The organism is Streptomyces ferrugineus (assembly GCF_015160855.1).
Taxonomy (GTDB): Bacteria; Actinomycetota; Actinomycetes; order Streptomycetales; family Streptomycetaceae; genus Streptomyces; species Streptomyces ferrugineus.
On sequence record NZ_CP063373.1, the window covers coordinates 349395 to 368958 of the forward strand.

Genomic DNA, 19564 nt, shown 5'->3' on the forward strand with positions numbered 1-19564 from the left:
TGCGACCGCCAACAAACAGCCGTGGATCGAGGAGAGAAGCTGTGAGCACCGAGAACGAGGGCGCCGCGGTACCCCCGGCCCCGTCCGCACCCCCCGTGCCGGTGGATGCTCCTGCTGCTCCGGCATCCCAGGAGCGCCCGGCTGCCGAACCCGACGCCGCCCCGACCACCCAGCTCCCGCCGGTGCCGGACGGCGCCCCGGCGCACTCGAACGGCACACAGCCGTACGGTGCGCAGGGGGCCGGGGACGGGGCGCGGCCGCCGGCTTCGAACGGCGTACAGCCGCCCGCCGCGCAGCCACTGGCATCCCAGCCGCCCGCCGACCAGCCGCCCACCTCCCAGCCGACCGTCTCCCAGGGGTCGGCCCCGGACGCCTCCTGGCCGCCTCCGCCGCCGCCCGGGACGCCGCCGTATGCCGAGATGGGTGCCGTCGCGGATGGTGCGGCCGGTGCAGGTGGTGCCGCCGGTGAGGGTGGTGCGGCCGGTGCGGGTGGTGCCGGTATGGGCCCCGGCTGGGGTGCCGCCTACCAGCAGCCGGCGCCGAAGTCCGGCCGCGGGCGCGGCGGGCTGCTCGCCGGTGTCCTCATCGCCGCGCTGGTCGCGGGCGGTCTGGGCGGCGGCCTCGGCTACACCCTGGCCAAGAACGACGAGACGACCTCCTCGACGACCGTCTCCGCCTCCGACAGCGGCGGCTCCATCAAGCGGGACCCGGGCACCGTCGCCGGCGTGGCCGCCAAGGCGCTGCCGAGCACCGTCACGATCCAGGCCGAGAGCAGCGCGGGCGAGGGCGGCACCGGTACCGGCTTCGTCTTCGACACCGAGGGCCACATCGTCACCAACAACCACGTGGTGGCCGACGCGGTCGACGGCGGCAAGCTCACGGCGACCTTCCCGAACGGCAAGAAGTACGACGCCGAGGTCGTAGGCCACGCGCAGGGCTACGACGTGGCGGTCATCAGGCTCAAGAACGCTCCGTCCGGCCTCAAGCCGCTGACGTTGGGCGACTCCGACAAGGTGGCGGTCGGCGACTCCACGATCGCGATCGGCGCTCCCTTCGGCCTGTCCAACACCGTCACGACGGGCATCATCAGCGCCAAGAACCGCCCGGTGGCCTCCAGCGACGGCACCGGCAGCAACGCCTCCTACATGAGCGCCCTGCAGACGGACGCCTCGATCAACCCCGGCAACTCCGGCGGTCCGCTGCTGGACGCGCAGGGCAATGTCATCGGCATTAACTCGGCGATCCAGTCCGCCGCCAACGGCCTCGGCGGCACCAGCCAGTCCGGCTCGATCGGCCTCGGCTTCGCCATCCCGATCAACCAGGCCAAGTACGTCGCCCAGGAGCTGATCAAGACCGGCGAGCCGGTCTACGCCAGGATCGGCGCCTCCGTCTCCACGGGGGACACCACCGACGGCGCCCAGATCATCGAGGAGCGCAACGGCGGCTCGGACCCGATCGAGCCCGGGGGCCCCGCCGACAAGGCCGGTCTCCAGCCCGGCGACGTCATCACCAAGCTCGACGACCGGGTGATCGACTCCGGCCCGACCCTGATCGGCGAGATCTGGACGCACAAGCCCGGCGACAAGGTCACGCTCACCTACGAACGCGACGGCAAGTCCCACACGGTCGAACTCACCCTGGGCTCCCGCAAGGGCGACGGCTGACCGCCGGCACGAGGACGGACACGCGCGCGCAGCGCCGCCCCGCACGGGCAGCGACCACGCGCGCGTGCCGTGCCGCACGGGCAGCGACCATGCCCGTGCACCCGGATGGACTATCGTGCCTTCTCGACCTGGACTGTTCGCGATTGGGAAGCACATGCGCGACGGGGAGGCAGAGAAGGGGGGCGGACCCGCGGTGTCCGATCTTGGGCGGCTCGTCGCCGACCGATACCTGCTGGTGGAGCGGGTGGGCAGCGGAGGCATGGGCACCGTGTGGCGGGCCGAGGACAGGCTGCTCGGCCGTCATGTCGCGCTGAAGAAGCTGCACATCCCGCCGCACCTCCAGGACGACGAGATCCGGACCCTGTACGAACGCACGCGCCGCGAGGCCCGCAGCGCGGCCCGGATCGCCCATCCCAACGTGATCGTGGTGCACGACGTGCTCGACGACGAGGGCCTGCCGTGCATCGTCATGGAGTACATACCCTCGCTCACACTGAGCGACGTACTGAAGCAGCGCGGTGCCCTGCCACCCGCCGAGGCCGCCCGGGTCGGCCGTGCGATGGCCTCCGCCCTGCGCGCCGCCCACGACGCCGGGGTCCTGCACCGGGACGTCAAGCCCGCCAACGTCCTGCTCGGCGAGGACGGGCGGATCGTTCTCACCGACTTCGGGATCGCCATGGAGTCGGGCACGTCCTCGCTGACCAAGCCCGGCGAGTTGATCGGCTCCATCGGCTACCTGGCGCCTGAGCGGCTGCGGGGCGCGCATCCCGAGACCGGCCCCGCCAGCGACCTGTGGGCCCTGGGGGCGACGCTGTACCAGGCGGTCGAGGGCCGGGACCCGTTCCGTCGCGGCACCGCGATCGAGACCGCGTACGCCATCGCCACGGACTCCCACGAGCCCCCGCGCAACGCCGGTGAACTGGCCCCGGTGATCGAGGGCCTGCTCGTCAAGGACCCGGAGCGGCGCATGGACGTGCACGAGGCCGAACGCCGCCTGGCGGACCTGACCGGCTCACGAACCGCTCCGACCGAGCCGGCCACACACCAGGCCAGGCCCGACGACCCCACGCTGCCCGCACCCGCACCCGCACCCGCACCGCGAACCGAGCGAACGGGCAGCGGGAGGCGCCGCCGTACGGTGCTGTGGTCGGTCCTGGCGGTGGCGCTGGTGGCCTGTTTGGCGGGCGGGGCGCTGTGGTGGCTCAAGACCGGCACGGAACGAGCGACGGCCCAACCCCCGGCGACCGACACGACGACCCCCTCCCCAGGCCCCACCTCCACCACCCCACCACCCCCCGTGCCCGCCGGATACCACCTCGAGGAGGCGGACAGCGGCCTCTCGGTGCCCGTGCGGGACGGCTGGAAGCGCAAGACGCTGCCCGGCGGTGAGGTCGTGTACATCGACCCGTCCGGCCTGGTGGGCCTGCGGGTCAACGTCGTCGAGTTCGCGGGCACGGACCCCGTACGGCACTGGCGGGAGACGGAAGAGGACCAGACCCGACGCGACAACCCCGGCTACGAACGCGTGCGGATGGCCTCGACGACCTTCCGGGGCCGACCCGCCGGGTACTGGGAGTTCACCTTCGACGGCAGGGCACGGGAGTACCGCGCGGCGGAACTGGCCTTCGCCAGCAGCGACGGCACCCAGTACGTGATCTACCTGTCCGCACCGGACGCGCAATGGCACGAGTACCGCCCGGCCTTCGAGACGGCCACCGACGGCGCACGTCTCACACCCACCCCCTGACCACCACGCCCGCACACCGCGCGGTGCCGGTACGCTGTACCCGCTCCGCCCCCGGCGGACCGGAGCGAAGGTGGGTTGCCCGAGCGGCCTAAGGGAACGGTCTTGAAAACCGTCGTGGCAGCGATGTCACCGTGGGTTCAAATCCCACACCCACCGCAGGTGAACGGCCCCTGACCAGGCGATATGGTCGGGGGCCGTTGCTTTGCCCGCTGCCCGTCCGACCCCGCCCTTGACCGTGGTTTCCCGGTCTATCGGGCACGGATGGGGCACGCGAGGGGCACGTCTGATGCACGGCTTCAGAAGATCCATGGGCGACCAACCGCCCGTCCGCTAACGGTTGATCGGGATCTCGTAGACGATCTCGCAGTGAGCGGCGGGTACGACGATGTCCGCCGTCTCAACCGGCCGACCCTGGTCGCTGTAGTACGTCCGCCGGATGTGCGTGACGAGTGCGGCCTTCTGAATGCCGAGTAGTGACGCCTCCTCGGCGGTCGCCTGCCTCGGCTCGGGCTGCTCCACGGCATGGCTTACCGTGACACCGATCGCGGCCATCCGGTTCACGACTCCGGCCCCGGCGTGCGGGCCTCCCTCGGGGAGGACCACCAGTGTGCCGGCGGTGAGGTCGTACGGCTCCCAACTCGTCGACAACTGGATCGGCCTGCCGTCCGCCAGGAACTCGTACGTTGTCCGGACGCACAGCTCGCCTTCGGCGATCCCGAGCCGCGCCGCGATGTCAGCTGGCGCCGGCACCTTGGCGTCCGTCCGGCTCTCCCAGTCGCCCTGCCTTCCCACGGCCTTCATGTCCGCCCGAAACGGCGACCTGCTGGGCTGCTCCCGCGCCGACGACCGCACGACACGCACGCGATGCCGGGGCTCGGCAACGTACGTACCGGACCCCGCACGGCCCTCCAACACACCCTGGGAGATCAGCAACTCCTGCGCCCGCCGGACCACGTTCTCGCCCACGCCGCACTCCTGGCCGATCTGGGCGCGGGACGGCAGACGGTCCCCCGGCTCCCACACGTGCTCCGCGATGCGCTGCCGGAGTACGTCGGCGATGCGGAGATAGGGCGGCTGCTCAGGCATATGGAAAATCTAGTCCACTAGCTCTAATCTAGTTAACTAGCTTTACTCAAAGTGATCGCTGGTGACGGAGGCTGACCTGTGCCCGCTTCGGGAGTTAGCGCGGCGGCCATCGCCGCCCGGCTGTCCGCCCTCGGGCTCCTCACGCGAGTGGAGGAACACCCCCGGCACACGTCGGTCGAGGCGGAGGTGCCGGAATCGGTCTCCGCCGAGACATGGCGGGAGGTCTTACAAGTGGTGGCCGAGGCCGATCAGTTCGGGCTCCTCGCCACCAGCCTGAACGGCCGCACCCTCTGGGCGGTCGTACGCAAAGCGGTCCCCACGACGGGCGATGTCGGGGGACCGAGCCATCAGCGATAGGAGCTGAACAGCGTGCTCAACCGTATCCGCCGCGCCGTCTTCCTCACCAGGGCGCGCTACTTCCGCAAGGGCAGGCACCGCCGCCCCTTAACGCCCGCCCGGCTGTCGACCTCTTCCGCCTCCCCTACGTCTGCTGACGCGTCGACAGTCGTCGTGAAACGGGCCTCCATCGGCCCGGACCATCGACACTCGCTCAGAGGCGAGGACACCGCGCTCGTCCGCCCGTATGTGCTGGCCTGGGAGCGGCGTGTGCGGGCGCGCCCTGTGGTCATCGCTCCGCACCTGCCGGCCGACGCCTGGTCGACCCTCGCGGGGGTCAACTGATGCCTTCTCGACAACGGCCGCCCATCACCGACGCCTCGGCTGTCCCCTACCGCTCGATCGCCTGCCGCATCGGCACGCACCCCGTCTGCGCGGAATCCTCCCCGGCATCGGCGCCGGGCGACCTCCCGGTGATCTACGAAGCGTGCGACTGCCCGTGTCACTCGGCATGCGACCAGTCCACGCAAGCGGAGGTGGCACGGTGAACGAAATGGCCCTCGGCGGCGCGCTGGCCTCCAGCATCGAGGTCACGGCAGCGACCGTGCAGCGCGGCGACATCATCCAACTCGGCGGCCAGGCTTGCCGGGTGGGCGATCTCTTCCAACTGCCCCAGGGAACCAAGCAACTGGTCTTCGAGTCGGGTGAGCTGCTGACCATACACACGCGTACCCGCCTGGTGGCCGTGCGGACGCTGAGAAGGCGGTGACCGGAACCGTGCCGTCTCGCCACCAGGACATCGCCGATGACCTCCGGAGCCAGATCACGACCGGCCGGATCCAGCCTGGCGAACGTCTGCCGTCCGAAGCCGACTTGGCCGACCGGTACAAGGTCAGCACGGTGACGCTGCGGAGAGCCCTCGCGGTGCTCCAGGGCGAAGGCCTCGTCGAAAAGATCCACGGCAAGGGGAACTTCGTGCGCCGTCCCCACCGCAAGATCATGTACGTCGGCGGATGGGGAACGCTGGACCCGTGGACCGCCGCCGAAGCTGCTCTGCGTGTCACCGTTCGCAGCACAACAGTGCAGGCTTACGGGCATCTCACGACCTTGTTGAATGTGCCGGTGGGCAGTCCCCTCGCCGAGTTCTCCTGCGCCAGCCACGCGGGAGAGTCACCGCACGGGCTGGCCCGCATCTACATCCCTCGCGACCTGGCACCCGTCGGAGACCTCGACGACGCGTCCTCGTGCTGGGAGGCGGCCACGAGATTCGCCGTCCTCAGCCCGGCGCCGGCCGCTGTCCGGGAGACGGCATGTGCCCGCGCACCGACACCGGACGAAGCCTCCGCACTCCGGATCGGACACGCTGCGCCAGTCCTCGGGATCACGCGCGTCGCAACCGACGTCACCGGGCGAATCGTCGAAGCCGCCCTCCTGGTGTTCCCGGGGGACCGTGTCGACGCGGTTTTCGCCACCCACCACATGACCCAAGAGAGGCAGATCCAAGCATGACGGCTCGGAACGAACTGCGGCTTCTCCCGTGGGCGGGTCCGGAGGGCAAGCCCTGCTACTTGAGCACCGACGACCAGGACGGCTACATGTCCCGGCTGGCGGACAACATGGAAGCCGTCCAACTCGGCGCGGCGGCCGAACTGCTGGAGCGGGCCTCCCAAACCCTCGACGACCAGGACGCGGGTCCGGAGGACGTACTACTGCTGGCGAAGGAACTGACCGGGGCCTTGCGAGACGTACTCCGCGTCGCCACCAGCCGCGGTCACCTTCTCACCGCGAACGAACCACACGGCATCTGAAAAGGACCTGCCGGCCCTGGCTCCGTAGGTCTGTAGAGATCGGTCAGACGAAGCTGAAGACGATCGAGCCACTCCAGGCGACCGGCGCCAGTTGCGCTGCTGCCCATGCAGCAGCGCAACACACCGCGAGCTACGCCGCCCCAAGGTTTATGAGCTGACCTCTCAGTAGAGCAATATCACCAAAAGACATGCCGCGAGATTAATCAGGAAGCTGAGCGTGGCCGCCGGGGGAAGATTGAACCAGAACTTCGTCGCCCAATCGACCGGTTGCTTCACCCCAACGGCAATCAGCCCAAAACACAGAGCTAAGAATGCCGAAATGGAATAGAAGACTATAAGCCAACTAGGGGTCTTGGTTGAGACGATTACTTCCAGAGCCAGCACAGGGACCAGAAATGCACCCACCGCTTGGCTTGCATCGGAAGCCCAGTTAGACAGTGCGACAAGCCGGGCTTTACTGTATTTCCAATCATCGGCCTTCTCTCCCACCCTCCTCTCGGCTACCTTCGAAAGAACGAATGTGAGCACACTTACGGCAGCAGAAGTAACGAAGGGCGCCACCACTTTGTAGGGGACTGCCAAATACTCGACGTCATAGGCGGTTGGCGGCATCTCAGACCCTCGACTCAAGGAACCGTAACCGACAGTGTTACTTCCTTTGACTCCAATCGGCAATAGGGAGCCTTTGTCGACACCTTCATGACGACGCGCTGCCTCTTATCTGTAGCCTTTCCGCCGCTATGCTCCAGTTCCACTTTTCCTATAGGCTCGCTCACTCGACGCCAGCCGCAAGGGCCAACCGTTACACGGCCAGTCTCCCAAAGGTGCTCATTTGGCGTGCCGGGATACCGAAGCGGAGGGCTACATGAGGATGTTATCTCCACAGTCACCTCCTGCTCCAGAGTATTGGTGATGTGTATCTCATGGAATGCCTGGACTCCGGATCCAAGATGGTGGCGCCGTACATTAATTCCGGCCTTCATCCGCACGCCCTCTGCCACCCTTGCATTCCTCTTCTTGCAGGTCATCGAGGATCACCTCCATCTCCCGAATGCTTGGCAGGAGCTTTACTAGACTCCTGGCAACCCTCGGTGTTGCACTGGCCGGAATAATCCGAGAGAAGACATCAAAATCATCTCTTGGGCATCGCAGTCCGCCCTGCGAATATCCGCTTTCTCCTGAATTTGGGGAGAGCCAGGTAAAGGAAAAATCCCAAGAAGGGGGTGTGTGATAGTCGACGCGAATGAATGACACCGAGGAGGGCGAGCGGCGGGCTTCGTTGAGTGCTTTGTCTGCGGATCCTGTGACTGCCGCTCGGCCATCGTGCCACCAAGTCTCCCCTGAAGATTCTTCGAAGCTTGTCGACGCGGGAAGTAGATGCGTGAGTCTCTTGAGGGCCCGAGCGAGGGAGAACTCAATCGACCAGGTGAGCGCGACGTCTTCGCCCGCACTCAGAGCCCTCAGATACTGACGATTCCCGAACTCAAATACCAAGGATTTCGAGTTGATTTCTTCCAGATCTTCCTCGGTGGCTGAAACGACCTCAATCACATCGCGGCCTGTCTCCGGCTTGATCTCTACCAGATGGGAGACTGACCTGATCATTCCCTGTATTGCGGGTTCAGTTAAATCAACGAACCGCAATTGACCGATACCGCGAAGTCCAAGGGCGGCAAGGATTCTCGCTTGCCGTTGTGTACCCGGGCGCTTGCGTTGTACCACTGCGGCTCTCTCGCCCACCGTCAGGCGAAGCGGCTTCCGCGTAGCATGCTTGCTTTTCTCATAGATCCGATTTGCTCCATAGTCGTTGTCTCGAGCTGCCTCACTACCTGAATCCATACCTCCAGTTGACGGCAGTCCCACGTCGCCCGCCACTCAGCGGGTGGGCCCCTGCGCCAGCAATTCGGGCCCGGGCCTGTCGTGGGGCCCGCATCGCACGGTGCGGGTTCAGGGAAGTCTCCTCTCAGGAGTCCGATCGTTCGGATCGTCGTCCCCAACGACCAACGACCACCCGAACCAGCGATGGCGCGATAAATCGAACACATGATTGAATCTGGGTATGCGATCGTTCCCCGACGACCTCGTCCAGGCACAGCAGGAGTGGAGCGCCACCTACCACCGGCTGGCCGGCGGGCCGGGCCGAACCGAGCTGCGCCGCCGTCTGTACCGGCTCTCGACCGAGGTGCTCTTCCACCCGTACTGGCGGGAAGGCGGCCGCACCCCGGCGGCATGGGCGGAGCTGCGGAAGCAGGGGCGGGGAGGAAGGAGCTGGAGGTGACCGGCTTCATCCCGCACGAGGGCGTCGCGGGCCATGGCCGAGCTACCGCCTGACGCGCGACGGCTGCGGGCGATCCTCGCGAACCTCGACGAACAGATCGCCAGCCACGAGACCGTCGGCATCTACCTGCGCCTCCAGCGCGAAGCCGTACGCGCGGCACTCACCCGCGCCGAGAACCGACACGCACCCCGGCTGCCGAAGTCCCCACAGCCGCGACAGGCACCCGCGGCCCTCTCGCCGTTCGCGCCCTCCAGGGAAATGCGGCAATCAACGGGCTTCGTCGTCCAGCAAAAGCGCACGCCGAACGGTCCCGAGCCCGCCGTGATCCGCACGGGCGACTGCACGATGATCGAGGGCACACCCCATCGGATCGGCGACCATGACGCCCGCGCCGCCCTCACCGACCCCAACATCGAACCGTGCGCCTTCTGCCGCCCGGACAGCGAGCTGGGGATACTGGATTGAGTCCGCACTGCGTAACTGGGCGGGCCATCAGCTTGGGAAGCTGCGATCATTCGCAGCCCATCCGTGCTCTGACCTGCGCGAACGGGTGAGGTGCGGCGTCGTCGGGTTCGGCTGACTTTACCGTGACTCCCCGCTGTTCCCCGCCCGATCTGGTGCGCTTGTGGTGCGGGACCGGTCAACATCGCGGTAATGGCTACGGTCGGTCCATGCAATGGATCACCTTGATCAGCACCATAGTTGGCGCGGCGATCGCTACAGGGTCCGCCATGCTTTTGGACCGTCAACGCTGGAGGCGAGAGCACCTTGATCGCGAAACGCAAGCGCGTCGCACGCTGTACGGGGAGTACCTGGCCGGCCTGTCCGAGGCCCGTCACGCCTGCGGCAACGTGGCTCGGGACCCGGACATGGCACCCTCGACGCGCCGGACTACGGCCCGCGAGGCGTTCGGGCCGTGCATCGGACTGAGGTACCAGATGACCATCAGCGCGCCCAGTCGTGTCGTAGAGGCATCGGAGGATGCCTTCCGCCGTCTGCGAGACCTCCGTGATCGCGTCATGGAGGGAGTCGCAGCCACTGAGCCCGTTTACCTGGAAGGCCGCCGAAGTTATGACGACGCCCTTGCTGCGCTGCGGGCACGCATGAGAGACGACCTGCGCATCAGCGAAGACGGCACCGCGCCCTGAGCCCGTCCGACGGCTGCCCCCTTGGGCATATACACAAGCCTGGTGCCGTTTGTTGGCGGCAGTTGGTCGTGGAGGCAAGGACCTATGCCTGACCTCGCCGCGTCAGCCCCAGAGCGAGCCTGTATAGGTCGGGCACTCTGTACCGACGTACGTCGTCTTGCGTGCCTTCGTAGATCTCCAAGAGGCCCACTTCGAGAGCGAGGTCAACACGCTCGGCAGCGGTTGGGTCAACTGCTTCGATTTCGCCCGGCTCGATCGGGGTCCTCCGCAAGCTCCTGAGAGCTTCCACAACGCCATCGAGCTCAGGGAACTCCTCTTGCAGAGCGCTAAGTGCTTCGACGCTAACCTTGTCAAGGCTAGGTACGAGAGCCCGCGGCCTCATGATGCTGCGGTCGTAACTGCTCCGCGCTTCTTCCCGCTTTTCCCATTGGACGGCCTCATGGAAAAGTTGGGAGAGTGAGCGTGGTCCGTGATCTCCTTGACCGTCGGCTAGACGATTCCACACCCAGTTACGTGTGAAGGTTGTCTTGCCTCCCTTCATTCGCTCTCCGACGAGCACATTCCAGGCACGGCGCACCTCATCGTCCCGCCAATCGTCGACAGATGGGCCGACTCGCGTTTCCGCAAGCATCTCTCGGTAGATTTCACTGCGAATTGCTTGCTTGAGTACGGTCTTGAAATAGTCGTTCTGATCCCGCCACATAAGCTGAACAGAGCGCCCGTATAGATGACTCTTGTTTTCGAACCGAAGCTGTTGCCAGATGTCCACTCGGAGCATCACTTTAAAAGACAGCAAAGAGAGATGCGCTTCTGACTCTGTCAAGAAGGTCATCAAACCCGTTACAGCACGAGTCCTTCTCTTCCGGCTCTCGGCATTGTTCCCGAATCCAGTATCGAGGCCGTCAAAGAGGAGCATGTGTCGGTTCTTTGCACTGCTGTTGATGTCTCTCAGCCATCGAGATCCGAGAAGGCCAGCCATGGGGCGGCTCATCATATGCTTGATCACGTCGAGTGTGGACAGCTCGTCGTAGACGGCATCAAGAGATTCTTTATTGATTTCGAATCTAGCGGGCGGATCTGCACGCTCCTCTGGCGGCAGGGCGAAATATGCGGCCAATGCCGTGTAGCAAGGCCAGAAGGTTGTCCACGCGGACTCCCCTGGGAATTCCGATTCGACAATCTCCAGAGCCTCGGACCCGAGGGTCCACTTGTAGGAATTCCTGAAGGCGTGAGGGGAGAAAACGACAACTGGATTTTCGTTTTCGCGATACCTCTCCATGAGCCAGCGAAAAACAGCCGTCTTCCCTGTGCCTTTACGGCCAATTACTAGCGGCGATCGAGCATCAAGTGCTTGTTGCGCTACGCGAGTGTGCACGAAGTCATCAAGAAGACTCGCTTGCTGCTCTGCTGTGCCAGTAGAGAAGTCGAGTTGCTCCAGTACATCATGCTTTCGATTTCTGCTTGAAGCTGAGAGGGCGTATGTCTGGGGCAGCAACTGCTCCAGCCAATCTGCCACGGCTCCGTAGGCTTCACGAGTTGCGACGCCATTACTTACCTTGTCTCGAAAGGCGGTATCTGGCGAGTAGCTTACGGCGTGAGTAATTTCGTCTGCTCGAAGGGGGTCGTATTCTCCAGGGCGGCGGCTTTGGGCGTCACCGATCCAGTGGTCGATCCATGTGACTGCGCGCGTGAGGACAGTCTCTGCAGACGGTCCGGGCGGCACTGGAGAAACGATGAACCGGGGCTCGGGTGTCAGCGGAGTGTCGGATGTTGCCCTACGGCTCTTGGCAGACATTAGAGCTTTCACGAGAAGCTCAGTCCCCCGCTCTGCCTGGGGATGGGGGTAAAAACAAATGATGGCTAGATCCGACACGTCGAACAAAAGGGGTGCGGCAACCGGCGAGATGCCAGTGCGAGAATCAAGAAGAATCAAATCCGGCTCAAGCGCTGATTCTTTGGCCAACTGCAAGAGTTGGTGAAGTGGATTGCCAGCCTCTCTGTACCAGATTTCAGGGTCCAGCAAACGAAGCCGATCGGCGTAGTCGCTACTGAGCCGTCCTGCCGGCAGGCAATAGAGTTCCTCACCCTCGTTGACTCGCAGTACGTGATCTCGAATGTCGACCTCATCACCTCGCTCTAGAGCCAGGAGAAGGGGAAGGACTCCTTGATCTTCCCTAGGTTCGGGGCAGCCCAAGACGGTAGCAAGCCCCGGTGCTTCGAGATCCATGTCAACGCAAAGCAATCGACGCCCACGCTCAGACAAAATGCGCGCAGCCGCTGCAAGCGCAGTTGTGCGTCCGACGCCACCTCGTAGAGAATAGAAAGTGACGATGGCTGGGAGTTCGATGTCTTGGTCGAGATCGGTGGCGAATGTGAGCTCATCGGCTGAGAGTGGACGGCTTAGGACTTCATGCCAAAGAGGCATTTGACCGGTAGATTCACTGAATGGTGGTCCGTACCATTCCTCTTCACCGGGAGTGATTAGCTCAGCAGTCGATACAATATTCGCCACTCCCTTGAGGAGCAACTTACGTCGTTCTGAATCATCTAGAGCATCCAGCGATTCGTGAACTACTCGAACCAGATAAGATCCAAATCCGTCTTCAGTGACGTAAATTTGAGCGTCAGTCAAACCGGCGGAATGGGCGTTCCCTTCGATCTGTTGCCGGACAGATCGATTAGTCGTGGCCTCGCCGGTCATCGCCTTCCTCCTCTGTTGTGCGGTCGAGCGTAACGAATGCGAGAGGTTACGTATGATGCTAGTTCTTGTGCTCCACGGAGGAGTTCTTCTGCTGAGGATCCGTCAGGCAACTTGGCGCTATATCTTAGACTCGTAGTCCATGTATCCATGAAGGCCTTCTTGTGGCCGCTTAGATCCTGGCTTCTGAGTCCGGCCGCATCCCAGAGCCCCCGAAGGTCATGTCCAGCCGAGCCTGATCGAGGGAAGGATTTCCCCTTTTTATTCAGGAGAGTCTTAAGTTTGCATTCGACGACGTATCCAACCAGGTAGACAGCGCCGCACAACTGGTTGTGCTCTTGTAGCAGCTTGGCTTCCCGTTGGCGTGCTCGCGCTGCATCCTCTAGCAAGATACCGTCCCCCCTGCCATGATCCTTGGCAGTCTAGCGGCGATCGCTGATTCGGTTGCGTCCATGGAGATGGTGTACGGGTTCGACCTGATCCGGGGGTTTGCTCCGGCGTCGGGATGATGCCCGCATAGATGAACGGCCACCGGCTGATCTTCGAGGTGTCGAAGCCCGAAGGAGATCAGCACGATGACCGCACCTGACAGTCTGCCCCTGCACGCCCTTGCCGAGGACAACCTCGCCGCGGCGAGTCCCGATCTGCTGCGCGCGATGATCAAGACATTCGCCGACGCGCTCATGTCCGCGGAGGCAGACGCGCTCTGCAATGCCGAATACGGGCAGGTCAGCGACGAGAGAGTCAATCACCGCAACGGATATCGCTCGCGTGAGTGGGACACGAGGGCCGGCACCGTGGAACTCGCCATCCCCAAGCTCAGGAGCGGGAGTTACTTCCCGCACTGGCTTCTCGAACGACGTCGCCGGGCCGAACAGGCCCTCATCTCGGTGGTCGCCACCGCCTACCTGCTGGGGGTGTCCACCCGCCGTGTCGAGAAGCTCGCCGAGTCGCTCGGCGTCACCCAGCTGTCCAAGTCGCAGGTCTCAGCGATGGCCCGGCACCTCGACGAGCAGGTCGCCGCCTTCCGCAACCGGCCCCTGGACCAGGGCCCTTACGCGTTCGTCTGGGTCGATGCGCTGACCCAGAAGGTCCGCGAGGGCGGCCGGATCATCAGCGTCCACGCCCTGATCGCTGTCGGCGTCAACGCGGACGGTCACCGCGAGATCCTCGGCATCGATGTCGCCACCGCCGAGGACGGCGCCGGCTGGCTGGCCTTCCTGCGCTCGCTGATCGCTCGCGGCCTGTCCGGCGTCCAGCTGGTCATCTCCGACGCCCACGCCGGCCTGGTCGACGCCATCGGCGCGGTCCTGCCCGGCTCATCGTGGCAGCGATGCCGCACGCATTACGCCCGCAACCTGCTCAGCCAGGTCCCGAAATCGGCCCAGCCCTGGGTGGCCACGCTGCTGCGGACCGTCTTCGAACAACCCGACACCGACGCCGTGAAGGCCCAGATGCAGCACGTCCTGGATGCGCTGGAGGCCAAGTTCCCCAAGGCCGCAGCCCACTTGGACACCGCCCAGCACGACCTGCTGGCCTTCACCGCGTTCCCGCGGGAGATCTGGCGGCAGATCTGGTCGAACAACCCGCAGGAACGGCTGAACAAGGAGATCCGCCGCCGCACCGACGTGGTCGGCATCTTCCCTGACCGCAGCGCCGTCATCCGCCTGGTCGGCGCCGTGCTGGCCGAGCAGAACGACGAGTGGACCGAAGCCCGCCGCTACATGGGACTTGACCTGCTGGCCAAGGCCCGCCTCCACCCGATCGAGTCAGAAACCGACGAGACCGTCCTCCCGACCGAACTCACCGCATAGCTTCAAAACGAGATCACCGAGTGGCCGTCGATACACCACTCCAGCGGACGTGACCTGTTGATGGGGTGTTCGAAACGTCAGCACAGGTGGCAGAAGCTCAAGATGATCGTTCTGCGCACCAAGGTCGGGAACGTGAGTCGCTCCGTGTTTCCGACAGCCAAAGAGAAGTTCAATGGTGCTCTCGCCGTAGGAGGGCTGCTGTCGGCTGTCGCCGCAGTGATCGTTCCCGCTGTGACTGGCGGCTGAGCGGGCACGATCGCGCGTCTGGGGCACGTAGAGGGCACGACAAGCACGGCTGCGACTGCGGCGGCCTGCTTTCGCCGCTCTGACCTGCGTGGGAGCGGAGATCTCGCCCGACTCCCGAAAGGTCTTGAAAACCGTCGTGGCAGCGATGTCACCGTGGGTTCAAATCCCACACCCACCGCCACAGGTCAGCGTAGGACCGGGTCAGAAGGGGTGCCCCTCACGAGGGCACCCCTTCAGCCGGTTTTGGAAACTCTGAGGGTGAAGGGCTGATCCCGTTCAAATGGGATCAGCCCTCGACTTACTCCGGGATTCCGAGAATGCGGCGTCCCCACCTCTGGAAGCACCGGATGGCAGATGCCGTCTGCTTGCGGGCAGCAGCCCACCAGCCACTGACGTGGTCGCGCCACCAGGTGGCAGACACACTGACTATCGGCGCCGTGATGAACACCAAGAAGGCGAGCAGGAGCAACCGCTCCCATGGTGAGTGGAACACCAGGTCTCCTCACGACCTTGGCCCAGCGCGTACCGCAGTACCGCTTGATGCCCCTCCCAAGAGGCGTACGACAGTGCGCGCTAGGACGCCAAAGAAAAGCGGGAGAGTAGGAGCTGCGGTGCCCGCGGAACACGGGTGCCCTGGAGCCGCGCTACAGCACAAGGCGCTACGTACGCCGGCTGAGGCGGAGGCGCGGCAAGCCGTACCGGCATCGCGCGCAAGAGATCGAGGAGGAGCTCGACCAATTGCTCCAGCAGCTGCAAGATCGAAGTCACGGCTTGCTGCAGAGCCGACCAGTCTCGTGGCTCGAAGACCCGATCGGGGGGAGGTGCGGCGGCCCGGAAGGTGGCGAGTCTGTCGGGTTCAGGTCGTGTGGTTTGGCGTGCGTGTTCGCCAACGAGCCCGGACGCGGCTTTCAGAGCGTCTCGGAGCAGGGCTTCGACATCCAGCAGAAGCTTCTGCTCACGCGCCCACTCTTGGCGGAAGACGACGTCAAGTGAAAGCAACGGGCCCATGGTCAAGTCGCCGTACGACGGTTCTGGTCTCCAGCGCCGAGGGAAGAATGCCCTGCGCTTCGGACGCCAGCGGGTATGACGACTGACAGCCTCAGATGGCTTTGCAAGTAGCTCTGCCATGAATTTCGCCATTGACCTGTGCGCATGCTCCTTGGTGTCACCGTCGCAGCACCCGCAGGTCTGTGGACCTACGGGGAGCACGAAAGGGGTGACCGGGAAGCGCATGGTGGCAATGTAGCGCAGCCATCGAAGGGCTGGACCCAGTCCATTGGGTGACTTCGGTACGGTCAAAGTGACGGGCGCGACAGCCCACGCCTTCGACCGAGCCAAGGCGCGCGCGGCCCGTCTGAGTAGCTGTGCTCATGCGCGGTCCCCGCCCCGGCGGCATGCTGAGCGCCATGCAGGGAAGTGAGCCGTCGATCGGTCGGCAGGTCGGGGTCAGTGTGGCGCTTCTTGTCATCGACCTGATGGTCATCGCCTGGTTGGTGTTCATCCGTTACGGGATGACCGGCTGGGCCGACAGCTACGACAGCGTCAATCCGCCCAGCGCGCCCAAGGAGGCGTTGCGGGGAATGTGGCTGCTGGTCGGGGGCGCGGTCGTCACGGGTGGTGGTCTCCTCGGCCTGGGATGGCGCGTCCCGGGTGTCGTGCAGATCGTCGTCCTGGGAGCCGGAGCGGGGCTACTGGCCTTCTACGCCGGCCGTTGAATCCCGCAGTAGCCGCAACTGCCCGATCTCCGCCACGTTCTTCATCAGCTCGGCGTTCACCCAGCCGATCATGTGCGCCACGGTGTACTGCGGGTCCTCCGTCCAGGGAAACGACGCGCCGGCCTCCAGGTCGCTCTCGTCGAGCCCGTCCAGCGCCGCGAGCCACTCGGCGCCCAGCTCACGCAGCCATGTGACGGTCGCCGCCCCCTCGCCGGGCCAGGTGACCTCGGTCCGCTCCCGGGGCGGGCGGCCCCGCAGATGGTCCGTGGCCACGCCCCACCACCAGCCGATGTGCCAGCTCAACCAGGCGATGGTCGGGACCGGGACGGGGTCCGGCTCGGTCTCGGCCCAGTCCGGCACCCAGGTGCCGTCGGCGCCCCGGTGCACCGTCCAGCAGTACGGTCCCGGCTCCCACAGGAAGTGCTCGGGCCGGAGCCGATCGAGGTGGTACTCGAACAGCGCCCACGTCAGGTCGAACTGCCGGCGCAGCAGGTCACGTCGGGAATCGCTCACGGGCCGACCCTGGCATACGGCATCCCCTTGCCGGCAAGCCGATTTCCCGGACGTGGCCGCCCCCGGCGGGAGCCGCTCGGTGCTCAGGGTCCCGCGTCAGCCGTCTCCCCGGCGGGAGCCGCTCGGGGCGGCACGGTCCCGCGTCAGCCGTCTCCCCGGCGGGAGTCGCTCGGTTGCTCACGGTCCCGCGCCAGCCCTCTCCCCGCCCCAAGCCGCTCGGTGCTCACAGTCCCGCCCCAGCCCCTCCCCGCCCGCCCCAAGCCGCTCAGAGCTCACAGTCCCTTGCCAGCCCCTCCCAATCGATCTCCCGCAGCGCGTCCTCCGCGTCACAGCCGGACGGCACATGCGTGGTCGGCTGGAACCAGATGATCGTCAGGGCGGAGCGGTGCAGGACCGGATCGTGCGCGCGGTCGAGGGCCGCGGAGCGGAACACCCCCACGCAGGCCACGGCCGGCAGCACCTCGACCGGCCCGAACGCGCCCGCGTACTGGTCGGGATACTCCCGCGGCGGCGGCACGAGGTGCACCGGCACGGAGGGGTGGTCCCCCTCCGCCGTGCGGACCAGGCTCCTGATCGTCATGTCGTTGACCACCTTGCAGGGGTAGCCCTCCAGCATCCCGCCGTACGTCGAGGAGAACCGCAGCTCGGAGAGGTCGAGCGAGCGGCCGGACGTGAGGACGACGCGTGTCAGCGACATGGTCGGCGCTTTGGGGCGGTGGTGCATCGAGCTCCCGTGAATTTCCGGGCCGTTCAGTAGCCCGACTGCTGACTTCCTCAGGGCCGGTGCCCCGTCATCCGCGCCGCCGACGCGATCGTCGCGCGGGCCTCGCGTTCGGTCAGGCCGGTGTTGAGGGCCGCCTCGACGAGGGGGTCGACGAGGGCGGGGCCGATGCCGTCCTCGTAGGCCCGGCAGGCCGCCCAGAACAGGCGGGTGTTGCGCTGGCCCTCGTGGGCGGCGAGCACGAACTGGACGAGTCCCTGGCCGTGGCCGCCGGTCGACGGGGGCGCGGGGTGGTGGGCACGGGGTGGGGGGAGCAGGAGGCGCAGGAGGGCGCGCGGGCAGGGCGCGGGGCCGATGTGGGCCGTGCCGGGGGCGGTGCTGTAGACGCCGTGGTCGGTGCGGGAGCCGGGGCCTACGAGATAGCCGCCGGCGCCGCGGATGTCGATGCCGGGCGCGAGTCGGCCCGCCGAGTTGGGGACGACGATGTCGGCCGGGCCGGTCAGCCACACGTGGCGGCCGCCGCTCGGGGTCAGTACGACGACCGTGGGCGGAATCGTGAACAGGTGGCGCAGCGCCAGTTCGCGCAGGGCGGCGGAGGAGTCCGTATCGGATTTGGTGTCGAGGTCGATGCCGATCAGGTGGTGCGGGGGCAGTCCGCACGCGATGCCGTAGCCGGTCGCCCAGGGGGCGGCCGCGAAGAGTTCGCGGATGCGGGCGGGGTCGGAGGAGGCGTCGTAGACGCCGTGCCCGGAGCGGCCGCACTCGCCGTGGCAGGGCGCGGGGTCGGGGTCGTCGCGGTGCGGGGAGCGCAGGGCCGGGAGCTTCGTCCGGGACAGGGGGATGACGGCCAGTCCGCGTTCGGCGGCTGACAGGGCGTGTGCGAGGGCCAGCGTCGTGGCCTGCCGGTCGGTGGTGGCCATGCCTCCATGTTCGTACGGATGTTCGAAAAAGGAAAGAGGAATTGGCCTCGACCCGCCGCCGACGCGCCGGTCGACGCAGATTGGCCGGAAGCGTGCCGGAACATTTCCTTCCTTGTGCCGCTTGGGGTGGGGGTGTCCGGACTGCCTGGCATGGGGGTCAGAAGTGGCGAAAGGGGTTTATCGACTTGTCATCACGCTTGAGGGCGAATCGGGGCTTCCGGGGTGGTTCGCCGGGGATTCGGTGGGCAACTCTGATCTCGCGACGTCGTGAACGACTCCGGGGCGGACGGCCAACTGCCTTGGAACATGCCGTACTTCATGCACCGCCAATGCGTCCGGCGGGGAGCCTGGGCGCACCTGTTCTGGAGGAACAACATGGCAAGCATCCGTACCGCCCGCGTCATCGCAGCCGTCTCCGCCCTTCCGCTCGCCGTCGCCCTCTTCTCCGGCGTCGCGACGGCGGACAACGGCGCCATCGCGGACGACGGATCCAGCGCGGCTGTCACCAACGCCGCTCAGGGCCTCATCGGCAGCGGGGTCGGCGGCGACAACTGGGGCAACTCGTCCACGACCCAGCAGCAGGCGACCGGCTCCGGTGCCTCGAACCAGAGCAACACCGCCCAGGTCAACGGTTCCGCCTTCACGTCGGTCAACCAGGGCAACGACAACACGTCGGTCAACTTCACTCCGCTCTGGTGGTGAGCTGAGGGGGTCGGTGCCCAGGTGCTCAGGCATCGGCCCCCTCGGAACTGTGGGTGTGCTGTGGGGTGTAACGCGTCTGCGCGGCGGTACTTCGGTGCCGCCGCGCAGGCGTTTTTGTCGGTCTTGACAGTGGTTCGTATCTGACGGACAGTCAGAAACCCAAAAACC

At 65.8% G+C, this 19564-nt stretch carries 20 protein-coding genes and 1 tRNA gene; 14 read left to right on the forward strand and 7 right to left on the reverse strand.

Annotation, left to right across the window (positions count from 1 at the left end; genetic code table 11):
* The first annotated feature begins 41 nt into the window (after positions 1 to 41).
* The 3 genes from IM697_RS01600 (at position 42) to IM697_RS01610 (ending at position 3567) form a co-directional block, all read left to right on the forward strand.
* Complete coding sequence (locus tag IM697_RS01600) at positions 42 to 1664, forward strand: S1C family serine protease (protein ID WP_194043981.1); 1623 nt, start codon at positions 42 to 44, stop codon at positions 1662 to 1664.
* A gap of 193 nt (positions 1665 to 1857) precedes the next feature.
* Positions 1858 to 3411, forward strand: coding sequence for a serine/threonine-protein kinase (locus IM697_RS01605; protein WP_194043983.1), 1554 nt, complete (start codon positions 1858 to 1860; stop codon positions 3409 to 3411).
* Between the two features lie 69 nt (positions 3412 to 3480).
* A tRNA-Ser gene (locus tag IM697_RS01610) sits at positions 3481 to 3567 on the forward strand.
* A gap of 174 nt (positions 3568 to 3741) precedes the next feature.
* Here the strand turns inward: IM697_RS01610 and IM697_RS01615 are convergent.
* Positions 3742 to 4497, reverse strand: a complete 756-nt coding sequence (locus IM697_RS01615) for a GntR family transcriptional regulator (RefSeq protein WP_194043985.1) — start codon at positions 4495 to 4497, stop codon at positions 3742 to 3744.
* Between the two features lie 78 nt (positions 4498 to 4575).
* On the opposite strand from IM697_RS01615, the gene IM697_RS01620 reads away from it, so the two are divergent.
* From IM697_RS01620 to IM697_RS01640, 5 genes are all read left to right on the forward strand, one after another.
* Entirely contained in the window at positions 4576 to 4854 is a 279-nt protein-coding gene (locus IM697_RS01620; RefSeq protein WP_194043987.1) for a hypothetical protein, read from the forward strand.
* A gap of 12 nt (positions 4855 to 4866) precedes the next feature.
* Complete coding sequence (locus IM697_RS01625) at positions 4867 to 5178, forward strand: hypothetical protein (protein ID WP_194043990.1); 312 nt, start codon at positions 4867 to 4869, stop codon at positions 5176 to 5178.
* A gap of 208 nt (positions 5179 to 5386) precedes the next feature.
* Entirely contained in the window at positions 5387 to 5602 is a 216-nt protein-coding gene (locus tag IM697_RS01630; RefSeq protein WP_194049542.1) for a hypothetical protein, read from the forward strand.
* A complete protein-coding gene (locus IM697_RS01635; RefSeq protein WP_194043992.1) occupies positions 5599 to 6342 on the forward strand; it encodes a GntR family transcriptional regulator in 744 nt (247 codons plus the stop codon). Before IM697_RS01630 ends, IM697_RS01635 begins: the two co-directional genes overlap by 4 nt.
* On the forward strand, positions 6339 to 6641 hold the full coding sequence (locus IM697_RS01640) for a hypothetical protein (RefSeq protein WP_194043994.1): 303 nt from the start codon (positions 6339 to 6341) through the stop codon (positions 6639 to 6641). The genes IM697_RS01635 and IM697_RS01640 overlap by 4 nt, the downstream gene beginning before the upstream one ends.
* Positions 6642 to 6803: 162 nt before the next feature.
* Here the strand turns inward: IM697_RS01640 and IM697_RS01645 are convergent, their stop codons facing one another.
* Positions 6804 to 7253: a hypothetical protein gene (locus IM697_RS01645; protein WP_194043996.1), complete on the reverse strand. Its 450-nt coding sequence runs from the start codon at positions 7251 to 7253 to the stop codon at positions 6804 to 6806.
* Positions 7254 to 7607: 354 nt separating this feature from the next.
* Positions 7608 to 8480, reverse strand: coding sequence for an uL30 family ribosomal protein (locus IM697_RS01650; RefSeq protein WP_194043998.1), 873 nt, complete (start codon positions 8478 to 8480; stop codon positions 7608 to 7610).
* Positions 8481 to 8700: 220 nt separating this feature from the next.
* Between IM697_RS01650 and IM697_RS01655 the strand changes: the two genes are divergently transcribed.
* From IM697_RS01655 to IM697_RS01665, 3 genes are all read left to right on the forward strand, one after another.
* Positions 8701 to 8919 carry a hypothetical protein gene (locus IM697_RS01655; RefSeq protein WP_194043999.1) on the forward strand — a complete coding sequence of 73 codons (219 nt, stop codon included), beginning with the start codon at positions 8701 to 8703 and terminating at the stop codon, positions 8917 to 8919.
* 33 nt (positions 8920 to 8952) lie between these two features.
* Positions 8953 to 9384 carry a DUF6233 domain-containing protein gene (locus tag IM697_RS01660; protein ID WP_194044000.1) on the forward strand — a complete coding sequence of 144 codons (432 nt, stop codon included), beginning with the start codon at positions 8953 to 8955 and terminating at the stop codon, positions 9382 to 9384.
* A 206-nt stretch (positions 9385 to 9590) separates the two neighbouring features.
* Positions 9591 to 10067, forward strand: a complete 477-nt coding sequence (locus IM697_RS01665; RefSeq protein WP_194044001.1) for a hypothetical protein — start codon at positions 9591 to 9593, stop codon at positions 10065 to 10067.
* Between the two features lie 82 nt (positions 10068 to 10149).
* Here IM697_RS01665 and IM697_RS01670 read toward each other — a convergent pair whose 3' ends face one another.
* Positions 10150 to 12768, reverse strand: a complete 2619-nt coding sequence (locus tag IM697_RS01670) for a ParA family protein (protein WP_194044002.1) — start codon at positions 12766 to 12768, stop codon at positions 10150 to 10152.
* A 572-nt stretch (positions 12769 to 13340) separates the two neighbouring features.
* Here IM697_RS01670 and IM697_RS01680 point away from each other — a divergent pair.
* Positions 13341 to 14579 (forward strand): IS256 family transposase, encoded by a 1239-nt coding sequence (locus tag IM697_RS01680; RefSeq protein WP_194039437.1) that lies wholly within the window; start codon positions 13341 to 13343, stop codon positions 14577 to 14579.
* 1616 nt (positions 14580 to 16195) lie between these two features.
* Positions 16196 to 16540 carry a DUF6234 family protein gene (locus IM697_RS01685; RefSeq protein WP_228044459.1) on the forward strand — a complete coding sequence of 115 codons (345 nt, stop codon included), beginning with the start codon at positions 16196 to 16198 and terminating at the stop codon, positions 16538 to 16540.
* Here the strand turns inward: IM697_RS01685 and IM697_RS01690 are convergent.
* From IM697_RS01690 to IM697_RS01700, 3 genes are all read right to left on the reverse strand, one after another.
* Positions 16514 to 17053, reverse strand: coding sequence for a DinB family protein (locus tag IM697_RS01690; RefSeq protein WP_194044004.1), 540 nt, complete (start codon positions 17051 to 17053; stop codon positions 16514 to 16516). The two genes, IM697_RS01685 and IM697_RS01690, sit on opposite strands and share 27 nt — an antisense overlap.
* 265 nt (positions 17054 to 17318) lie before the next feature.
* Entirely contained in the window at positions 17319 to 17750 is a 432-nt protein-coding gene (locus IM697_RS01695; protein WP_228044460.1) for a hypothetical protein, read from the reverse strand.
* Positions 17751 to 17827: 77 nt separating this feature from the next.
* Positions 17828 to 18694, reverse strand: a complete 867-nt coding sequence (locus IM697_RS01700; RefSeq protein WP_194044007.1) for a bifunctional DNA primase/polymerase — start codon at positions 18692 to 18694, stop codon at positions 17828 to 17830.
* A 375-nt stretch (positions 18695 to 19069) separates the two neighbouring features.
* On the opposite strand from IM697_RS01700, the gene IM697_RS01705 reads away from it, so the two are divergent.
* Positions 19070 to 19396, forward strand: a complete 327-nt coding sequence (locus IM697_RS01705; protein ID WP_194044009.1) for a hypothetical protein — start codon at positions 19070 to 19072, stop codon at positions 19394 to 19396.
* Positions 19397 to 19564 lie beyond the last annotated feature (168 nt).

What these genes read in the sequence shown, in the direction of transcription:
- IM697_RS01615 (WP_194043985.1), bottom strand. Translation starts at nt 4,497, where the DNA reads ATGCCTGAGCAGCCGCCCTATCTCCGCATCGCCGACGTACTCCGGCAG.
- IM697_RS01630 (WP_194049542.1), top strand. Translation starts at nt 5,387, where the DNA reads ATGGCCCTCGGCGGCGCGCTGGCCTCCAGCATCGAGGTCACGGCAGCG.
- IM697_RS01640 (WP_194043994.1), top strand. Translation starts at nt 6,339, where the DNA reads ATGACGGCTCGGAACGAACTGCGGCTTCTCCCGTGGGCGGGTCCGGAG.
- IM697_RS01645 (WP_194043996.1), bottom strand. Translation starts at nt 7,253, where the DNA reads ATGCCGCCAACCGCCTATGACGTCGAGTATTTGGCAGTCCCCTACAAA.
- IM697_RS01650 (WP_194043998.1), bottom strand. Translation starts at nt 8,480, where the DNA reads ATGGATTCAGGTAGTGAGGCAGCTCGAGACAACGACTATGGAGCAAAT.
- IM697_RS01655 (WP_194043999.1), top strand. Translation starts at nt 8,701, where the DNA reads ATGCGATCGTTCCCCGACGACCTCGTCCAGGCACAGCAGGAGTGGAGC.
- IM697_RS01660 (WP_194044000.1), top strand. Translation starts at nt 8,953, where the DNA reads ATGGCCGAGCTACCGCCTGACGCGCGACGGCTGCGGGCGATCCTCGCG.
- IM697_RS01665 (WP_194044001.1), top strand. Translation starts at nt 9,591, where the DNA reads ATGCAATGGATCACCTTGATCAGCACCATAGTTGGCGCGGCGATCGCT.
- IM697_RS01670 (WP_194044002.1), bottom strand. Translation starts at nt 12,768, where the DNA reads ATGACCGGCGAGGCCACGACTAATCGATCTGTCCGGCAACAGATCGAA.
- IM697_RS01680 (WP_194039437.1), top strand. Translation starts at nt 13,341, where the DNA reads ATGACCGCACCTGACAGTCTGCCCCTGCACGCCCTTGCCGAGGACAAC.
- IM697_RS01685 (WP_228044459.1), top strand. Translation starts at nt 16,196, where the DNA reads ATGCGCGGTCCCCGCCCCGGCGGCATGCTGAGCGCCATGCAGGGAAGT.
- IM697_RS01695 (WP_228044460.1), bottom strand. Translation starts at nt 17,750, where the DNA reads ATGTCGCTGACACGCGTCGTCCTCACGTCCGGCCGCTCGCTCGACCTC.
- IM697_RS01700 (WP_194044007.1), bottom strand. Translation starts at nt 18,694, where the DNA reads ATGGCCACCACCGACCGGCAGGCCACGACGCTGGCCCTCGCACACGCC.
- IM697_RS01705 (WP_194044009.1), top strand. Translation starts at nt 19,070, where the DNA reads ATGGCAAGCATCCGTACCGCCCGCGTCATCGCAGCCGTCTCCGCCCTT.